The sequence below is a fragment of the Streptomyces humi genome (assembly GCF_001005085.2).
GTDB classification, from domain to species: Bacteria; Actinomycetota; Actinomycetes; order Streptomycetales; family Streptomycetaceae; genus Streptomyces; species Streptomyces humi.
The window spans coordinates 1-17,783 of record NZ_LBMU02000019.1; the positions used below are offsets into that span (position 1 = coordinate 1).

Here is a 17,783-nt window from a genome sequence, read left to right on the forward strand (position 1 = left end):
GACCGACGCCCGGGTCCGTGGTTCGGCCGACACTCCGGGCCGTGGTTCTGCCGACGCCCCGGTCCGTGGTTCTGCCGACGCTCCGGTCCGTGGTCCGGCCGATGCTCCGGGCCGTGGTTCGACCGGCGGCTCGTGCGGTGTGGGAGAGGCGGGGGAGGCGGGGGAGGCGGGGGAGGAGGCGGGCTGGGGAACGGCGGCGGGCATCGGTTCTCCGGTACGGCGATCAGGGCACGCCTACCGTAGACCGCGAGAGAGCGATGGGCGCCCCGTCCTCACGCCCGGCTCACCCGCACCCGGTACGCCCCGTCCCCGTCCACACCCAGCACCCGGATCTCGATTCCGTGGCCCGGGTCCTTCAGGGTCTCGCCCGGGCCGAACGGGGCGTCGGAGAGTTCCGCCTGGACGTTGGGGCTGCGGGTGCAGCCGCCGCTGTCGCGGTGGGCGTCGTAGACCTTGATCGGGCCGCGCCCGGTGTCGACGTTCGCGTCGACCTTGTAGACGAGGACGCCGGGGCGGCAGACCTCCTCGTCGTTGCCGCCCTTGGTGCGCACCTCGAGGGCGTAGCCGGTGCGGCCGTCGACGGGGACGAAGACCAGTTTGCGGCCGCCCGCCCGGGAGAGCGGCGTGAGGGTGAGGTCGGTGGTGCCGCGCTTCGCCGCACAGCTGACCTGGTCGGCGTCCAGCCATCCCAGCTTCCACTTGTGCCAGGCGAGCAGGTCGTTGTCGGCCCCCCAGTCCTCGCTCATGATGTCCCAGTGCCCCACCGCGCCCCCGCCCTCCTGGGTGTAGAGATCGGGCAGGCCGAAGACGTGGCCGTTCTCGTGCGGGAGGACCCGGTAGCCGGTGCGGGCGTAGGAGCCGGAACCGTCGTCCTGGCGGGAGTAGACGAAGGAGGCGTTGGCGACCGGTACGCCGTCGGCGACCGGGGCGTCGGCGTTGCCCGCGAAGGTCACCGACAGGACCGTGTCCAGGGCGGACGGGCCGGCGTTCGGGGTGACCAGCACGTTCAGGAGGTCGTACGACCGGAAGTCCACGTCCGGGTCGGCGGCGGCCACGATGTCCTGGACCAGCTGCCGGTAGCCGGGGTCGAAGGGGGCGCCGCGCTCTATGCCGTACGCGGCGAACGGCTTGGGCATCCGCAGCCAGTGGTCGATCGGGGCGGCCGGCTGGTAGTCGAGCTTGCCGTAGGAGGCGGTCCGGAACCATTCCTGGGTCTGCGGGAAGAACTCGCGGTAGCGGTCGAGCGCGTTGCCCTGGCCGGGCGCGTCGGAGAAGTCGACCATCAGGGTCAGGGCGTGCACGGTGCCGGTGGATCGGGAGTAGCCGCCCGGTGTGGGTATGCCCTCGGTCATCTGGACGTGGTGGCCGCCGCTGATCAGGCAGGGGCCGTACGCGGCCGAGCGGGCCAGCGCGATCGGGCCGGCGCCGGCCGGGGTGGGTGCCGCCGTGAGGTGCCCGGAACCCGCCGACGTGCCGACCGCGAGGATCAGCGCGGTGACGGCGGCGAGGCAGACCGCACGGCGGGGGCGTATACGGCCCCCCGCGGCCCCCAGGGCCCCCATGGTCCCCGTGCCCCCCGCGGCGCCCATGGTCCCCGTGCCCCCCGCTGTTCCCCCTCCCCCCGTTGTCCCCGCGGATATCCGGCGGCCCGACGGAACCCGGCGGTGGGCGGGGCCGCGCCGGTGCGCGGAGGTGCGGCGGCTCACGGGTGTACGGCGACCGGGGTGCGGCTGCATGCATGGACCTTTCGCGCCACGGCAGCCGCCGGTGTCAGGCTGCACCCTTTCGATCACCCTGTGTCGAGGGGGCGGAGGACGCGCGCTGAAGAGGCCGATCGTGGGATTTCCCGGGCATGCGAGTGTGATTCAGGTCACACAAAATTGGGGGAGGGTGGGGAAATAACCGGGGACCCTCTCCCCGTTTAGACCTGTGTCAGAGCGAAACGGGGACCCAGTCCCCGGATCACGAAGACACGACCATGAAGCGCGATCACGAAGACGCGATCACCAAGACACCGGATCACCAAGACCGACCAGACCAGGAGTGCGCCGTGCAGACCGCGACCGCCACCCCCGCCGTGCGCAAGGCACCCAGGCCCCGTGCCGACGCCCTGCGCAACCGGGAGCGGATCGTCACCGCCGCCCGCGAGATGTTCACCGAGTTCGGCCCGGATGTGCCGCTCGACGAGATCGCCCGCCGGGCCGGGGTCGGCAACGCCACTCTCTACCGCAACTTCCCCGACCGCGACGCGCTCGTCCGTGAGGTCGTCTGCTCCGTGATGGACCGGACGTCGGAGGCGGCCGAGCTGGCGCTCGCGGAGACCGGGGACGCCTTCGAGGCGCTGGAGCGGTTCGTGCACACCTCCGCCGACGAGCGGGTCAGCGCGCTGTGCCCGATGGTCTCCAGCACCTTCGACAAGAACCACCCGGACCTGAAAGCGGCGCGCGAGCGGTGTGAGCGGCTCATCGCGCAGATCATGGACCGCGCCAAGGCGGCCGGACAGCTCCGTCCGGACGTGGGCGTCGGTGACGTGATGATCGCGGTGGCCCAGCTCAGCCGGCCCCCGGCCGGCACGGGCTGCCTGACCAACGACCGCTTCGTCCACCGTTATCTGCAACTGTTCCTGGACGGACTGCGGGCCCCGGCCCGCTCCGCCCTGCCGGGCACGGCCGTGACCATGGAGGACCTGCGCCAGTCCTGACCCTCCCGCGAACCACCGGCCAGCTCACGGATCCACCGACCGACCGGCCCACCGGCCGACCGACCGATCAACTGGGCGATCCGCTCACCGACCAACCGGGCGATCGGCCCACCGGTCAACCGGGCGATCCGTCCACCGATGAGTCCGGAGCCGTCGACCGGTCCCGTATCTCACACGTCTGACACGTCTGACACCTCTCGCACGCCGTCTCGCACCACGACTCGCACACCGGTTCATCCTGCCGAATTCCGTCACGAACTCCCGACTTTCCGTCACGAAGTCACGAAGTGGGTACCCCCATGTCTGCAACAGCCGCCAAGGCTCCCGGCGCACCGGCATCGTCCGGTGACGCCAACCGCTGGAAAGCGCTCGTCTTCATCGCGCTCGCCCAGCTGATGGTCGTCCTCGACGCCACCATCGTGAACATCGCGCTGCCCTCCGCCCAGACCGACCTGGGCATCTCCGACGGCAACCGGCAGTGGGTCGTCACGGCCTACGCCCTCGCCTTCGGCGGTCTGCTCCTCTTCGGCGGCCGGATCGCCGACCTGTGGGGTCGCAAGCGGGCCTTCGTCATAGGCCTGACCGGCTTCGCCGCCGCCTCCGCCCTCGGTGGCGCCGCGACCTCCGGTGCCATGATGTTCGGCGCCCGCGCCCTCCAGGGCGTCTTCGGCGCCATGCTCGCCCCGGCCGCGCTCTCCCTGCTCGCCGTGATGTTCACGGACGCCAAGGAGCGTGCCAAGGCGTTCGGCATCTACGGCGCGATCGCCGGTGGCGGCGGCGCCGTCGGCTTCATCCTCGGCGGTGTGCTCACCGAGTACCTGGACTGGCGCTGGACGTTCTTCGTGAACATCCCGTTCGCCATCGTCGCCGCGCTCGGCGCGTACTTCGTCATCCGGGAGCCGGAGGGCGGCCGCAACCGCAACCCGCTGGACATCCCCGGCGTACTGCTCTCCACCCTCGGCCTGGTCTCCCTGGTCTACGGCTTCACCCGCGCCGAGTCCGACGGCTGGGGCGACGCCACCACCGTGGGCCTGTTCGTCGCCTCCGCGGTGCTGCTGATCGCGTTCGTGGTCACCGAGGCCCGGGTCAAGGCCCCGCTGCTGCCGCTGCGCGTCGTCCTCGACCGCAACCGCGGCGGTATCTACCTCTCGCTCGGTATCGCGATCATCGCGATGTTCGGCACCTTCCTCTTCCTGACCTACTACCTCCAGGTCATCAAGGGCTTCTCGCCGATCAAGACCGGCTTCGCCTTCCTGCCCATGATCGCGGGCATGATGATCGGCTCCACCCAGATCGGCACCCGGCTGATGACCCGGGTCCCGGCCCGGGCGCTGATGGGTCCCGGCTTCCTGGTCGCCGCGGCCGGCATGCTGGTCATGACGCAGATGGAGATCGGCTCCTCGTACGCCTCGACCATCCTTCCGGCGATGCTGCTGCTCGGTCTCGGCATGGGTACGGCGTTCATGCCGGCCATGTCCCTGGCCACGCTCGGTGTCGAGCCCCGCGACGCCGGTGTCGCCTCCGCGATGGTCAACACCTCGCAGCAGGTGGGCGGCGCCATCGGCACGGCCCTGCTGAACACCATCGCCGCCTCCGCGACGACGTCGTACATCAAGGACCACATCGCCACCGCGACCTCCAAGTCGCAGCAGCAGCTGGTCCAGATGGAGGGTGCGGTGCACGGCTACGCCAACGCGATCTGGGTCGCCGTGGGCATGCTGGTGCTGGCCGCGGTGGTCGTGGTGACCTTCGTCAACGCCGGCAAGCCCGAGACGACCGCGGTCACCTCCGGCGAGGGCGCGGAGGACGAGCTGGCGGTTCCGGTGGTCGCCCACTGAGCCGCTGAGCGACCCACCGCGGGGTACCCGTACGCGGACCTGTTCCGGCTCACCGGGCCTGTTCCGGCTCACCGGGCCTGTTCCGGCTCACCGGGCCTGTTCCGGCTCACCGGGCCTGTTCCGGCTCACCGGACCTGTTCCGGCTCTCACCGGACCTGTTCCGGCTCAGCGGAGCCAGGGCAGGTCCGCGCCCGCATCGCTCGGCTGTAGGCCTTCGGCGACGATCTGCATGATCTCGCCGAAGGCCTGCTGCTGTTCCGGGGTCAGCCGCTCGAACAGCGCCTGCCGTACGGCGGCCACATGGCCGGGCGCGGTGCGCCGCAGCACCTCGACGCCCTCGTCGGTGAGGACGGCGAACTGGCCGCGCTTGTCGGAGGGGCAGTCCTCCCGTCGTACCCAGCCGTTCTTCTCCAGGCGGGCGACGGCGTGCGAGAGCCGGGAGCGGGTGATCTTCGCGTTCATCGCCAGCTCGGTCATCCGCAGTCGCCGGCCGGGCGCCTCGGCGAGCCCGACGAGCAGTCCGTAGTAGATGTGCGGCATCCCCGCGTCCCGCTGGAGCTGACGGTCCAGATGGTCCTCCAGCAAGGTCGAGGCGTGCAGGTACGCGCGCCAGACGCGCTGTTCGTCGGTGGTGAGCCAGCGCTGCTGGCGGGTGGTGGCGGATGCGGATGCCGTATTCATGCATCCCACTGTACGAGGCCTCTCCTTGAAGATTAAACAAGTCCGGCGTAAGGTGTCGGACGGAAAGCTTGAGAGTTAAAACATCAAGTTGTATCAGCCATCGGTCACATTGGGTTACATCGGGTCGAGGAACGGCCCGGAGGGAGCCGCCGTCATGTCCGCCGCCGCCCCGGAGCGATCCGCCGCTTCCCGTGAGCGCATGCCCGCCCTCTATCTGAGCCACGGCGCGCCGCCGCTCGCCGACGACCCCGTCTGGCCGGGCGAACTGGCCGCCTGGAGCGCCGGCCTGCCCCGCCCGAAGGCGATCCTGATGGTCTCCGCGCACTGGGAGGAGGCCCCGCTCGCCCTCGGCGCCGTACGGACCGTCCCGCTCGTCTACGACTTCTGGGGCTTCCCCGAGCACTACTACCAGGTGCGGTACGAGGCCCCCGGCGCGCCGGAGCTGGCCGAGAGCGTGCGCAAGCTGCTGCGCGCCCCCGGCACCCCCGTGCAGGACATCCCGGACCGCGGCCTGGACCACGGCGCCTACGTACCCCTGGTGGAGATGTTCCCGGCCGCCGACATTCCCGTCCTCCAGATCTCCATGCCCACCCTCGACCCGGTGCGGCTGATGGAGATCGGCCGCCGGCTCGCCCCGCTGCGCGACGAGGGCGTGCTGATCGTCGGCTCCGGCTTCTTCACCCACAACCTCGCCGCCCTGCGCCACACCGGCGGCGGTGTGCCGACCTGGTCCTCCGAGTTCGACGACTGGGGTCACCGGGCCCTGGAGAACCGCGACTGGGACGCCCTGCTCGACTTCCTCGACAAGGCCCCCGCCGGCCGCTACGCCCACCCGCGCACCGAGCACTTCGCCCCGCTCTTCGTCACCATGGGCGCGGCGGAGGCGGGCGGCGAACTGGATGCGCAGAAGTCGGTGATCGACGGGTTCTGGCTGGGAATGGCGAAGAGGTCCGTGCAGTTCGGGTGAGCGGGGCGGGAGCGCCCGGTCAGAGATCCTTCTCGTACCAGGCCACGTCCCAGTAGCGGCCGAACTTGCGGCCCACCTCGCGGTACGTGCCGACGTACCGGAAGCCGAAGCGCTCGTGCAGCCGGGTGGACGCCTCGTTCGGCTGCGCGACGCCCGCGTAGGCGCGGTGCAGGTCCTCGCCCGCGAGCGCCTCGAAGAGGGCCGTGTAGAGGAGCGTGCCGATACCGCGCCGGCCGGCCTCGGGGGCCAGGTACACCGTCGTCTCCACCGAGGTCCCGTAGGCCGGTTTCGCGCGGTAGGGGCTGGATGTGGCGTACCCGAGAATCTCCTGTGAGTCCGCCGCCACGGCAACCATCAGGCGGTACGGGCCGTCTTCCGGGTGGGAGAGCAGCCACGGACGACGCTCTTCCGGAGTGAAGACCACCGTGTCGAATGTGATGGGCGTCTCATGGACGTAGTGGTTGTAGATCTCGGTGAGGGCTTCGAGGTCCCCCTCGTTCCCCGGCCTGACCTGCACCTCTGTACGTTCCGACGACATCCCGACTCCTCACGTGGTCGCGCAGGATACTGCATGATCAGAAAAATCGGGGGGCGGCGTGGGAATTCTGTCCGGATTCCAGTCGTTGTTTCCATCAGATGCAGGGCACTCGGCGAGAGTCCGAGGAGTTCCAGGAGTGGAGTTCCCCAGGGCGTCGAGTCGAGGACCCGGCAGCTGAAGGACCGACAGGACCACCCCGCCCGCCCACCATCGCAAGGGAGCACGCATGGCAACCCGTGCCGTCGCCCGTCGTAAGACCGCCACTGGCGAGGCGGCCGACTCGGCAAGCAGTGTTCGCGCCCGTGGCGTCCGCAGCCACACCGGCGAGATCGCCGACCGTGACCTGGTCGGCATGTACCTCGACGAGATCGCGCGCACACCGCTGCTCGACGCGGCCAAGGAGGTCGAGCTGTCCCAGGCCGTGGAAGCGGGAGTGTTCGCGCGGCAGGTCCTCGACGGCGAGGAGGAGTCCGCGTCGGACGCCACCCGCGAGGAGCTGGAGGCGCTCGTCGCCGAAGGTGAGCGTGCGAAGGACATCTTCATCCGCTCCAACCTCCGCCTGGTCGTGGCTGTCGCCCGACGCTACCCGCGCAGCGGTCTGCCCCTGCTCGACCTGATCCAGGAGGGCAACGCCGGCCTGGTGCGCGCCGTCGAGAAGTTCGACTACCGCAAGGGCTTCAAGTTCTCCACGTACGCCACCTGGTGGATCCGTCAGGCGATCACCCGTTCCATCGCGGACCAGTCCCGGACCATCCGGCTCCCCGTCCACCTGGTGGAGGAGCTCGGCCGGATCCGCCGTGTCCAGCGCGAGTTCAACCGGGAGAACGGGCGCGACCCGGAGCCCGCCGAGATCGCCGCCGAGCTCGGCTCCACGCCGGAGCGCGTCACCGACGTCCTCGACTGGGCCCGTGACCCGGTCTCGCTGAACATGTCGGTGGACGACGAGGGCGACACCCAGTTCGGTGACCTCCTGGAGGACACGTCGGCGGTCAGCCCCGAGCAGTCCGTCCTGACCCTGCTGCGCAGTGAGGAGCTGGACGACCTGATCGGCCGTCTGGACCAGCGCACGGCGTCGATCATCAAGATGCGGTACGGCATCGAGGACGGCCGGGAGCGCACGCTGACGGAGGTCGGCAAGGAGCACGGGCTGACCCGTGAGCGGATCCGCCAGATCGAGAAGCACGCCCTGCTGGAGCTGAAGAAGCTGGCCCGTTCCACCGGGTTCGAACCGGCGGCGTAAGGAAGTGCGGCGGTGAGGGGGAGACGAGGGGAATGCGTGGACGTGGGGCTCGCGCGCCTGGGGGCGCGCGACGTTCCACTCACCCTCGCCGCGTGCGCCGGGTGGCGAAAGACGGCGCAAACATGGCGCGGTACCGCCGCTTCAGGACCCGTGCGCAGGGAACAACCATTCTGCACCGGGGCGAATCGTTCCGGCAGACCGCGTCACTGCCCGACCGCCTCTCCAACCACCTCTTCGACGGCCCTCGACGACCTCTGAAGAACCCCATTGAGCCACGTCCCGACGCAACATCCCCCCCCCGGCGCCGGGACTTTCCCAGAGCCGGGCTCTGGCGCCCATCCCCCCCGGGCGCCGGAGCCCGGTTCCATGTGTTCCGCGGGTCCGCCGGGCGTGGATTCTCCCCGGCATGACGGAACGGTGGCCCACCCCGTACCTGAACCACGGGGTGAACCACCGGATGGCAGATTCTGCCACAGCGGCATAGCCTGCCGAGGTGAGCACCCCCCGCACCACCGGCACCACCGGCACCACTGGCAACGCCCCTGAGCAGTACCCTCCCGCCGCCTCCCTGACGGAGCGGCGCAAGGCCGAGACCCGGATGGAGATCGCCCGGGCCGCCGCGGGCCTCTTCGTAAGGCACGGTCTGCGGGCCACCCGCGCCGAGGACATCGCGCAGGCCGCGGGCATCGCCCCGCGCACGTTCTACCGTTACTTCGCGACCAAGGAGGAGGCCGTCGCCCCGCTCTACGCGGCGGGCGCCCGGCGCTGGGCGGAGGCGGTGCGGTCCGCGCCGGCGGCCCTCTCCGTACCCGAGGCCCTCGAACACGCCGTGCACCACACGCTCACCCCGGGCGCCGGTGTCTCGGCGGCCTCCTGGGAGTGGGTCCGCACCCTGATCCACCTGGCCGAGACCAGCCCGGCGCTGCGGAAGGTGTGGGCGGAGGTGTGCCAGTCCGCGGAGGACCTGCTGGCCGCGATCCTGGCGGAGCGCACCTCGAACGCGAAGGACGACGTCGCTCCGACCCCCCGGCTCCGCTTCACGGCGGCGGTGGCCGGCGCGGCGGTACGGGTGGCGGTGCAGTCCTGGGCGGCGGGCACGGCACCGCCGTCGGGGGAGCGGGGCCCCGGCGCGCTCGCGCTGCGCAACCTGGAGGCGCTGCGACGGTTCGACTGGGAGGACGGCAAGGACTGACGACGCCTCACCCCACGTCCGGCCCACCACCCCACCCCCGTTCCCGGCACCGCCCCCGGGGCGCCACCCCGGCGCAACCACCCCCGCCGGGGCGCCACCCTCTGCGCAACCACCCCCGCCGGGGCGCCACCCTCTGCGCAACCACCCCTCCCCAGGGCGCACCCGCCCCCGGCTCACGCCTCCTCGCCGGCCTGGGTCACGTCCCCTCGCCGGCCTGGCTCACGCCCCTCGCCGGCCCGGCTCAGTCGGCCTCCCAACTCCCGCACGCACGAGACCAGTTCCGGTGGCTCCCGTACCGTGAACTCGCACCGCGCCATCACCAGCCGCACCGCCAGCCACTCCACCGGATCCCCGGTGGCCCCCCGGACGACACACCGGCCGCCGTCCCCTTCGCTCACCGGCGTCCCCAGCCACGCCGGCAGCCGGGCCGACACCTCCTCCACCGACCCCGCGAAGGCGACCACGAACTCGTACGTCTCCTGCTGCCGTTGGATCGACCGCCGCAGGAACTCCGCCGCGCTCCCGGTCGGCAGCTCGCGCGGGGTGAACCGCGCCCCGGTCGCGAACGGCTCGCTCACCCGGTCGACCCGGAACGTCCGCCAGTCGGCGCGGTCCAGGTCGTACGCCACGAGGTACCAGCGCCGTCCGGTCGACACCAGCCGGTACGGCTCGGCCTGCCGCCGGGTCTCGCTGCCGTCCGCCGCCCGGTAGCCGAACCGCAGCCGCTCCCGCCCCGCGACCGCCGAGGCCATCACGGTCAGCGTCTCCGGCGCGATGCTCGCCCCGTCACCGATGGTCAGCGGGGTGGTCGCGGCCTGGAGCGTGGACACCCGGTGCCGCAGCCGGGCCGGCAGCACCTGCTCCAGCTTCGCCAGCGCCCGCACCGACGCCTCGTCCACCCCGGCCACGGCGTGCCCGGCACCGGCCCGCAGCCCGACCGCGATGGCCACCGCCTCCTCGTCGTCGAGGAGCAGCGGCGGCATCGCCTTGCCGGCCACCAGCCGGTACCCGCCGTCGGACCCCATGCTGGCCTCCACGGGATACCCCAGCTCCCGGAGCCGGTCGATGTCGCGCCGCACGGTACGCCGGGACACCCCGAGCCGGTCGGCCAGCTCACCGCCGGGCCATTCACGGGGCGTCTGGAGCAGGGACAGCAACTGGAGGAGCCGGGCCGGAGTGTCCGTCGTCATGCGGACGAGGATGCCGTACCAGTAGGACAGGATCTGGCCTAATGCACGACTACGGTGCTGACATGACTTCCACGGACACCAGCGCCCCGCAGGGGCGTGGGGAACTGCGCGACCAGCCACACGCGACCGGCACCCGACGGCACGCACCCGCCCCCACGGCGCTCCCCGAACCCCCGCCGGACCGGACCCGCTGGCTGGCCCTGGCCATCGTCATGACCGCCGCCTTCATGGACCTCGTCGACGTCACGATCGTCAACATCGCGATCCCCTCCATCCAGCGGGACGCCGGTGCCTCCTTCAGCCAGATCCAGTGGATAACCGCCGGTTACGCCCTCGCCTTCGCGGCCGGCCTGATCACCGGCGGTCGTCTCGGAGACATTCACGGCCGTAAACGACTGTTCCTCGTCGGCGTCGCGGGCTTCACCCTCGCCTCGGCCCTGTGCGGCTTCGCCGCCGACCCCGGGATGCTGGTCGCCGCCCGCATCTTGCAGGGCGCCATGGCGGCGATGATGGTCCCGCAGGTCCTGTCGATCGTGCACGCCACCTTCCCCGCCCACGAACGCGGCAAGGTGTTCGGCCTGTTCGGTGCGATCGTCGGGCTGGGCGCGGTCTCCGGCCCGCTGCTCGGCGCCCTGCTCACCGAGTGGAACCTGTTCGGACTCGAATGGCGCCCGATCTTCCTGATCAACCTCCCGGTGGGCATCGCGGCGCTGCTCCTGGGCCGCCGTTACATCGGCGAATCCAGGGCTCCGCGCGCCCTGAAACTGGACCTCGTCGGCGTCGCCCTGGTCACCCTCGGCCTGCTGATGCTGCTCTACCCGCTGACCCGCGGCCGCGAGCTGGGCTGGCCGCTGTGGGGGTACGCGTCGATGGCCGGCGCGCTCGTCGTCTTCGGCGTCCTGGTCGCGTACGAACGCCGGAAGGCCGCCGCCGACGGCTCCCCGCTCATCGAGACGTCCCTGTTCACCGTGAAGAGCTTCGCCGCGGGCATCGCCGTCCAGACCGTCTTCGGTGTCGCGCTCGGTGTCTTCTTCCTGGTCTGGACGCTGTACATGCAGATCGGCCTCGGCTGGACCCCGCTGCACGCCGGGCTCACGGGAGTGCCGTTCTCCATCGCGGTGTCGGTGGCCGCCGGTATGTCCGTGCAGAAGCTGGTCCCGCGGTTCGGCCGCGGGGTGCTCCAGGCCGGCGCCCTGCTGATGGCCCTCGGGGTGCTGGTCTACATCTGGGAGTCGCACCGCTACGGCCTCGCCATCACCTCCTGGCAGATGGCGCTGCCCCTGGTCGTGATGGGGGTGGGCATGGGCCTGATCGTCGCCCCGCTGACCGACGCGGTGCTGTCGGAGGTGCCGCGCGAGCACGCCGGTTCCGCCTCCGGCCTGATCAACACCGTGCAGCAGATGGGCAACGCGCTCGGGCTCGGCCTGGTCTCGGTCGTCTTCTTCGGTGTCATCGGCGACCGGCTGACCCCGGCCCAGGTCGGCCCGGCCTTCGCGCACGCCTTCCAGCACGCGCTGCTCTGGGTGGCCGCCGTGCTGGCCGTGATCTTCCTGCTGATGTTCGCCCTGCCGAAGCGCCCGGCGCGGCACCTGGAGGCGGGCGCGGTGGACGAACCGGAGCCGTCGCCGGAGTCGGAGGCCGCACTCGTCCACTGACCATCCGTCCGACCTCCGACGAGGGGCCCCGCACCGCGAGGTGCCGGGCCCCTCGTCGCACGCGTCCTGAGCCGGCCGTGCGCGGGTCCGTAAACGACTGGAAGTCCGATCGTGCCCGTTTGAGGTCCGAACCTGTTTACTTTCCGGAAATCCCGGCGTAGCCTCCGAGTGAAACCACAAGTTCGGGCATGGATCGGACACAGTCGGACCCGGCCGGACATCGAGTGGACGTCGTATCGAGTGGACGACGTATCGAGTGGACGTCGTATCGAGTGGACGCATCGCTGGAGCGGAGGCGCAGGGGCATGTACGCACCGGAGCGGCAGCAGGAGATCCTCCGGCTCGCCCGTGACGGCGGCCGGGTGGACGTCGTGTCGCTCGCCGAGGAGTTCCAGGTCACGCAGGAGACGATCCGCCGCGACCTGAAAGCCCTCGACCGCGCCGGCCTGGTCCGCCGGGTGCACGGCGGTGCCATACCGGCCGGGCGCCTCGACTTCGAGCCCGACCTCGCCGAACGCGAGTCCACCTCGGCCGACGAGAAGGACCGCATCGCCAAGGCCGCCGTCCCGGAGCTGCCCACCGAGGGCACCCTGATCCTGGACGCCGGCACGACGGTCGCCCGGCTCGCCGCGGCCATCCCACTGGAGGCGAACCTCACGGTCGTCACCCACAGCCTGCCGATCGCGGCCCGCCTCGCCGACCACCCGGGCATCCAGCTCCACCTCGTCGGAGGGCGCGTACGGCACCGTACGCGCGCCGCCGTGGACGCCTGGGCGCTGCGCGCGTACGGCGAGATCCGCGCCGACGTCCTCTTCGTCGCCGCCAACGGCTTCTCCGCCGAGCAGGGCCTGACCACCCCCGACCTCGCCGAGGCCGCGGTCAAGCGGGCCGCCGTTGCGGCCGCCCGCCGGGTGGTCCTGCTCGCCGACTCCGCCAAGCACGGCCAGGAACACTTCGCCCGCTTCGGCGCCCTGGGCGACGTGGACCTGCTGATCACGGACACCGGACTGACCCCCGAGGACGCCGCCGCCATCGAGCGCGGCGGCACGGAAGTAGTACGAGCATGAGCACCACGAACAGCACGAGCGGTACGGGCATGATCCTCACCGTCACCCCCAACCCCTCCCTCGACCGCACCTACGAGGTCCCCGCCCTGGAGCGCGGCGAGGTCAACCGCGCCACCGGCGAACGCATGGACCCCGGCGGCAAGGGCGTGAACGTCTCCCGTGCCGTCGCCGCGGCCGGACGGCGCACGGTCGCCGTGCTGCCGCTGGGGGGTGCGCCGGGGGCGCTGGTCGCCGATCTGCTCGACGCGCAGGGCATCGAGGTCGCGCCGGTCCCGGTCGCCGGGGCCACCCGCTCCAACATCGCCCTCGCGGAGTCCGACGGGGTGCTCACCAAGATCAACGCGCCCGGTCCGGAACTCTCAGCCGAGGAGCAGGAACTCCTCCTCGACACCGTGCGCGAGCAGTCCCGCGACGCCGACTGGATCGCCTGCTGCGGCAGCCTGCCCCGCGGGCTCGCGCCCTCCTGGTACGCCGATGTCGTCGCCCGGGCGCACGCCGGGGGAGCGCGGATCGCGCTGGACACCTCGGGGCGCGCGCTGCTCGAGGCGCTGCGTGAGTGCCCGGACGTGGTGAAGCCGAACGCCGAGGAACTCGCGGAAGCCGTCGGCCGCCCCCTGGCGACCGTAGGCGACGCCCTGAAGGCGGCCGAGGAACTGCGGGGCATGGGCGCCCGCGCCGTGCTCGCCAGCCTGGGCGCCGACGGCCAGCTCCTCGTGGAGGACACCGGCGCCTGGTTCGCGAGCGCCCGCGTGGACGCCGTCCGCAGCAACGTGGGCGCCGGCGACTCCTCCCTCGCCGGCTTCCTCATCGCCGGCGGCAGCGGCCCGAAGGCCCTCGCCTCCGCCGTCGCCCACGGCGCTGCCGCCGTCCAGCTGCCCGGCAGCGTGATGCCCACCCCGGCCGACCTGGACCCCTCGGCGGTGACCGTCACCGACCGCGTCCCCGTCGACCGCGAACTGACGGAGCCGGTGTCATGAACGCATATACGGCCGCTACGACCGCTACAGCCGCTACGACCGCTACAGCCGTTACGACCGCTACGGCCGTTACGACCGCTACGGCCGTTACGACCGCTACGGCCGTTACGACCGCTACGGCCGTTACGGCCGCTCGTACCGTCGCGCTCCGCCCCGCAGCCGCCCGCCGACGACCCGTCCAGGAGCGGCGAGGTCCCTCGTTACTCGCCGCGCCCACGGGCCGTCGGGGCACCCTGAGCCGCCCCGCCGTCCCCGGGAGGCGGGGCTTCCCCGGTCCCGTCTCCCACCCAGCCCCCCACGGCACCCCCGTCCCCACCCCCGCCCACCCCACACTCCGGGCGATACGCGTGCATAGGAGCCCGCGATGAGCGACATGATCACCGCGGACCTGGTCGATCTCGACCTGTCCGCCGACACCAAGGAAGCGGCGGCGCGCGCCCTCGCCGAGCGCATGGTGAGCCTGGGCCGGGTGACCGACCTGGAGGGCTTCCTCGCCGACGTGGCCGCCCGCGAGGCCCAGATGCCGACCGGGCTCGACGGTGGCATCGGCATCCCGCACTGCCGCAGCGCCCACGTCACCGAGCCGACGCTCGCCTTCGGGCGCAGCGCCGCCGGCATCGACTTCGGCGCCCCCGACGGCCCCGCCGACCTGGTCTTCCTGATCGCGGCCCCGGCCGGAGCCGACGACGCCCACCTCACGATCCTCTCGTCGCTGGCTCGCCGGCTGATGAACAGCGAGTTCACGGACGCGCTGCGGTCCGCGGACGCCGCGGAGACGGCGGCGGCGCTGATCCGGGGCGACGAGGCGACCGCACCCGCGACGGACGCCGAGGCGGCCGAGAGCCCCGCCGCGAGCGCGGCCGCCACCGCGAGTGGCGCGGGCGCCCCCCAGGACACCGCTGCGGCGCCGGTGGCGGCCTCCGCCGGCACCGCAGCGGCCGACACCGACACCGGCACAGGCACCGGCACCAGCACGGGCACGGGCACCGACACCGGCACCGACACGGGTACCGGCGCCGGCTCTCCCGGCTCCGCCGAGCGTCCCTTCCGTATCGTCGCCGTCACCTCCTGCCCCACCGGTATCGCCCACACCTACATGGCCGCCGAGTCCCTGGAGAGCGCGGGCCGCGACGCGGGCGTGGAGCTCGTCGTCGAGACGCAGGGCTCCGCCGGCTTCACCCGGCTCGACCCCGAGGTCATCGCGGCGGCGGACGGCGTGATCTTCGCGCACGACGTCCCCGTCCGGGAGAAGGAGCGCTTCGCGGGCAAGGCGACCGTCGACGTCGGTGTGAAGGCGGGCATCAACCGCCCCGCCGAACTCATCGGCGAGGTCCGCGCGAAGGCGGCCCGCGGCGAGGTCACCTCCGGTTCCGCGCCGGGCACGCCGGTCGAGCGTGCCGGTGAGGCCGGTGAGGGTTACGGCACCAAGCTGCGCAAGTGGCTGATGTCCGGCGTGAGTTACATGGTCCCGTTCGTCGCGGCCGGCGGTCTGCTGATCGCCCTCGGCTTCGCGATCGGCGGCTACGAGATCAAGTCGGCGCCGTCCGTGATGACCCACTTCGTGTGGACCCAGACGGACAGCTGGGCCGCCCTGATGTTCCAGATCGGCGCCGTCGCCTTCGGCTTCCTGGTCCCGGTCCTGGCCGGCTACATCGCCTACGGCATGGCGGACCGGCCGGGTCTGGTCCCCGGTTTCGTGGGCGGCATGATCGCCTCCACCATCAACGCGGGCTTCCTCGGCGGCCTGGTCGCCGGTCTGCTCGCCGGTGGTGTGGTGATGGGCATCCAGAAGATCAACATCCCGGCGGTGCTGCGCGGCATCATGCCGGTGGTGGTGATCCCGCTGATCTCCTCGGCGATCGTCGGCTTCCTGATGTTCGTCGTGGTCGGCAAGCCCATCGCCTCCGCGCAGAAGGGCATGACCGACTGGCTGAACGGCCTCTCGGGCTCCAACGCCATCCTGCTCGGTGCCCTGCTCGGCCTGATGATGTGCTTCGACCTCGGCGGCCCGGTCAACAAGGTCGCCTACACCTTCGCCACCGCCGGTATCGCCGTCTCCAACCCCAGTGACTCCGCGATGAAGATCATGGCGGCGGTCATGGCGGCCGGTATGGTCCCGCCGCTGGCGATGGCCCTCGCGACCACCGTGCGCGGCAAGCTCTTCACCGAGACCGAGCGGGAGAACGGCAAGGCCGCCTGGGTCCTGGGTGCCTCGTTCATCTCCGAGGGCGCCATCCCGTTCGCGGCGGCCGACCCGCTGCGCGTGATCCCGTCCTCGATGGTCGGCGGCGCGATCACCGGCGCCCTGTCGATGGCCTTCGCGGCCACCCTGCGCGCCCCGCACGGCGGCATCTTCGTGGTCCCGCTGATCGGCAACCCGTTCCTCTACCTGATCGCCATCGCCGTCGGCGTCTGTGTCACCACGGCCCTGGTCGTCGTCCTGAAGGGCATGCGCAAGCCGGCCGGGCAGGCCTCGGCGGCCGGCTCGGCGTCCGGTGCGGCGGCCGCCGCGAAGGAGGACAGGCAGCCGGTCGCGGCCTGAGCGCCCGCGCGGCCCGCGCCCCTCTTGTCCCTTTGATTCGCTGTGAGTTGTTCACGGCACCTGCGAGATACGTCACGGTCCGGGGCCAAAGTCCCGGACCGTGGTGTGTACTGGGGGCTATGCCTGAGCACGTCTCGACCTACCAGCTGATCGGCATGGCCGCGCTCACCCTGGCGGCCGTCGCCTGGGCGGTCGTCGTGTCGCGTCTGCTGCGCCGCAACCGCCGCGAGGCCATCGCCCGGCGTGCCGCGAGCGCCTTCCCCGGCTTCCCGCACCCGCTCAGGCCCAGCCCCTCCCGTGAGGTCGTGGAACTGACCCCCGCGGAACAGGACGCCTTCGCGGGCCTGGTCCGCCGCCTCGGCGGCCGCTGAGGGCCCGAGGTCCCGGGGCGCGCCGCGGAACGCGCCCTAGCCCCGGTGGGTCGCCCGTCGTTCCATCGCGTCCCTGGCCGCGTCCTCCGTCGGGTACACCTCGCACATGTGCCGGCCGTCCGGCGTCGCCGTGTGCTCGACCTCCCACAGCGACAGCTCCTGGCCGTCCCGCAGCAGGAACGCGTGCTCGTAGAGCGAGAAACTCAGGCCCGTCCGGCCGATCCGCCCCGGCCGCCCGAACGCCTGGGTGATCTGGTGCGCGAACGCCGTCGTCAGTACCCGGGCCGTCTCCGTGCCCGGCCGGTCCGCGTTCTCCGCACGGCGCAGCAGCCGGCGGGCGTGGTCCGCCGACTCGTCCGGCAGGTACACGTGCCGGGGCTCCGGGACCGGCGCCAGCGTCATCAGCACCGGCAGCTCGAAGTCCGGGGTGTCCGGCGGTAACGGCAGCCGCAGGGTCGCGGCCCGCAGCTCCTCCTCGTCGACGTACACCTCGTGCTGCGGGTCGCCGCCCGGCACGGTGTTGTGCACGAGCTCCCACAGGGTGACCGCCGAACCGTCGGCGAGCAGCCAGGTGTGCCGGTACGTCTCCCGGTGCAGGCCCGCGCTGTGGTGCGCGGAGTGCAGTGAACTGTCGTGCGCCAGCGCGCAGTCCAGCTGCCTTATGGCCTCGTCCGGCAGCTCGAAGGAGTTCAGGGCACGACCGAGGAGTCGCGCGAGGTGCTCCTCCGGAGACTCGGGCGACTCGGCTGGTTCGTACGCTGCCGTCTCGTACGGAACGCTCAAGGTTTCTCCCGGCGTTGCTGCATGTCACCTTGTGGGTGCAT

15 protein-coding genes are annotated in these 17,783 nt (G+C 71.9%); 10 read left to right on the top strand and 5 right to left on the bottom strand.

Annotated elements, in window-relative coordinates:
* Nucleotides 1–272 precede the first annotated feature (272 nt).
* Nucleotides 273–1,562 carry a M6 family metalloprotease domain-containing protein gene (locus tag AAW13_RS07110; protein WP_046732984.1) on the bottom strand — a complete coding sequence of 430 codons (1,290 nt, stop codon included), beginning with the start codon at nt 1,560–1,562 and terminating at the stop codon, nt 273–275.
* Between the two features lie 488 nt (nt 1,563–2,050).
* Here AAW13_RS07110 and AAW13_RS07115 point away from each other — a divergent pair, with 488 nt between their 5' ends.
* Nucleotides 2,051–2,701 carry a TetR/AcrR family transcriptional regulator gene (locus AAW13_RS07115; RefSeq protein ID WP_046732974.1) on the top strand — a complete coding sequence of 217 codons (651 nt, stop codon included), beginning with the start codon at nt 2,051–2,053 and terminating at the stop codon, nt 2,699–2,701.
* 299 nt (nt 2,702–3,000) lie between these two features.
* Nucleotides 3,001–4,539: an MFS transporter gene (locus AAW13_RS07120; RefSeq protein WP_046732973.1), complete on the top strand. Its 1,539-nt coding sequence runs from the start codon at nt 3,001–3,003 to the stop codon at nt 4,537–4,539.
* 165 nt (nt 4,540–4,704) lie between these two features.
* Here AAW13_RS07120 and AAW13_RS07125 read toward each other — a convergent pair whose 3' ends face one another.
* Nucleotides 4,705–5,220 (bottom strand): MarR family winged helix-turn-helix transcriptional regulator, encoded by a 516-nt coding sequence (locus AAW13_RS07125; RefSeq protein WP_046732972.1) that lies wholly within the window; start codon nt 5,218–5,220, stop codon nt 4,705–4,707.
* A 154-nt stretch (nt 5,221–5,374) separates the two neighbouring features.
* Between AAW13_RS07125 and AAW13_RS07130 the strand changes: the two genes are divergently transcribed.
* The gene (locus AAW13_RS07130) at nt 5,375–6,187 is read left to right on the top strand and encodes a dioxygenase family protein (protein WP_240528553.1); all 813 of its coding nucleotides are present in this window, start codon (nt 5,375–5,377) and stop codon (nt 6,185–6,187) included.
* A 19-nt stretch (nt 6,188–6,206) separates the two neighbouring features.
* On the opposite strand, the gene AAW13_RS07135 is transcribed toward AAW13_RS07130, so the two are convergent.
* Entirely contained in the window at nt 6,207–6,725 is a 519-nt protein-coding gene (locus tag AAW13_RS07135; protein ID WP_046732971.1) for a GNAT family N-acetyltransferase, read from the bottom strand.
* Nucleotides 6,726–6,951: 226 nt separating this feature from the next.
* Here AAW13_RS07135 and AAW13_RS07140 point away from each other — a divergent pair, with 226 nt between their 5' ends.
* Together AAW13_RS07140 and AAW13_RS07145 are read left to right on the top strand one after the other, a co-directional pair.
* Nucleotides 6,952–7,965, top strand: a complete 1,014-nt coding sequence (locus tag AAW13_RS07140; protein ID WP_046732970.1) for a sigma-70 family RNA polymerase sigma factor — start codon at nt 6,952–6,954, stop codon at nt 7,963–7,965.
* A gap of 598 nt (nt 7,966–8,563) precedes the next feature.
* The gene (locus AAW13_RS07145) at nt 8,564–9,157 is read left to right on the top strand and encodes a TetR/AcrR family transcriptional regulator (RefSeq protein WP_046732982.1); all 594 of its coding nucleotides are present in this window, start codon (nt 8,564–8,566) and stop codon (nt 9,155–9,157) included.
* A gap of 173 nt (nt 9,158–9,330) precedes the next feature.
* Here AAW13_RS07145 and AAW13_RS07150 read toward each other — a convergent pair whose 3' ends face one another.
* On the bottom strand, nt 9,331–10,347 hold the full coding sequence (locus AAW13_RS07150; protein WP_046732969.1) for a helix-turn-helix transcriptional regulator: 1,017 nt from the start codon (nt 10,345–10,347) through the stop codon (nt 9,331–9,333).
* A gap of 62 nt (nt 10,348–10,409) precedes the next feature.
* Between AAW13_RS07150 and AAW13_RS07155 the strand changes: the two genes are divergently transcribed.
* The 5 genes from AAW13_RS07155 (at nt 10,410) to AAW13_RS07175 (ending at nt 16,959) form a co-directional block, all read left to right on the top strand.
* The gene (locus AAW13_RS07155) at nt 10,410–12,002 is read left to right on the top strand and encodes an MFS transporter (RefSeq protein ID WP_420855440.1); all 1,593 of its coding nucleotides are present in this window, start codon (nt 10,410–10,412) and stop codon (nt 12,000–12,002) included.
* Nucleotides 12,003–12,307: 305 nt separating this feature from the next.
* On the top strand, nt 12,308–13,069 hold the full coding sequence (locus tag AAW13_RS07160) for a DeoR/GlpR family DNA-binding transcription regulator (protein WP_046732967.1): 762 nt from the start codon (nt 12,308–12,310) through the stop codon (nt 13,067–13,069).
* A gap of 29 nt (nt 13,070–13,098) precedes the next feature.
* Nucleotides 13,099–14,046, top strand: a complete 948-nt coding sequence (pfkB, locus tag AAW13_RS07165) for a 1-phosphofructokinase (protein WP_046732981.1) — start codon at nt 13,099–13,101, stop codon at nt 14,044–14,046.
* 364 nt (nt 14,047–14,410) lie between these two features.
* Complete coding sequence (locus tag AAW13_RS07170) at nt 14,411–16,588, top strand: PTS fructose transporter subunit IIABC (RefSeq protein ID WP_046732966.1); 2,178 nt, start codon at nt 14,411–14,413, stop codon at nt 16,586–16,588.
* Between the two features lie 119 nt (nt 16,589–16,707).
* Nucleotides 16,708–16,959, top strand: a complete 252-nt coding sequence (locus AAW13_RS07175; protein ID WP_046732965.1) for a hypothetical protein — start codon at nt 16,708–16,710, stop codon at nt 16,957–16,959.
* A gap of 36 nt (nt 16,960–16,995) precedes the next feature.
* On the opposite strand, the gene AAW13_RS07180 is transcribed toward AAW13_RS07175, so the two are convergent.
* Nucleotides 16,996–17,742, bottom strand: coding sequence for a DUF6227 family protein (locus tag AAW13_RS07180; RefSeq protein WP_046732964.1), 747 nt, complete (start codon nt 17,740–17,742; stop codon nt 16,996–16,998).
* Nucleotides 17,743–17,783 lie beyond the last annotated feature (41 nt).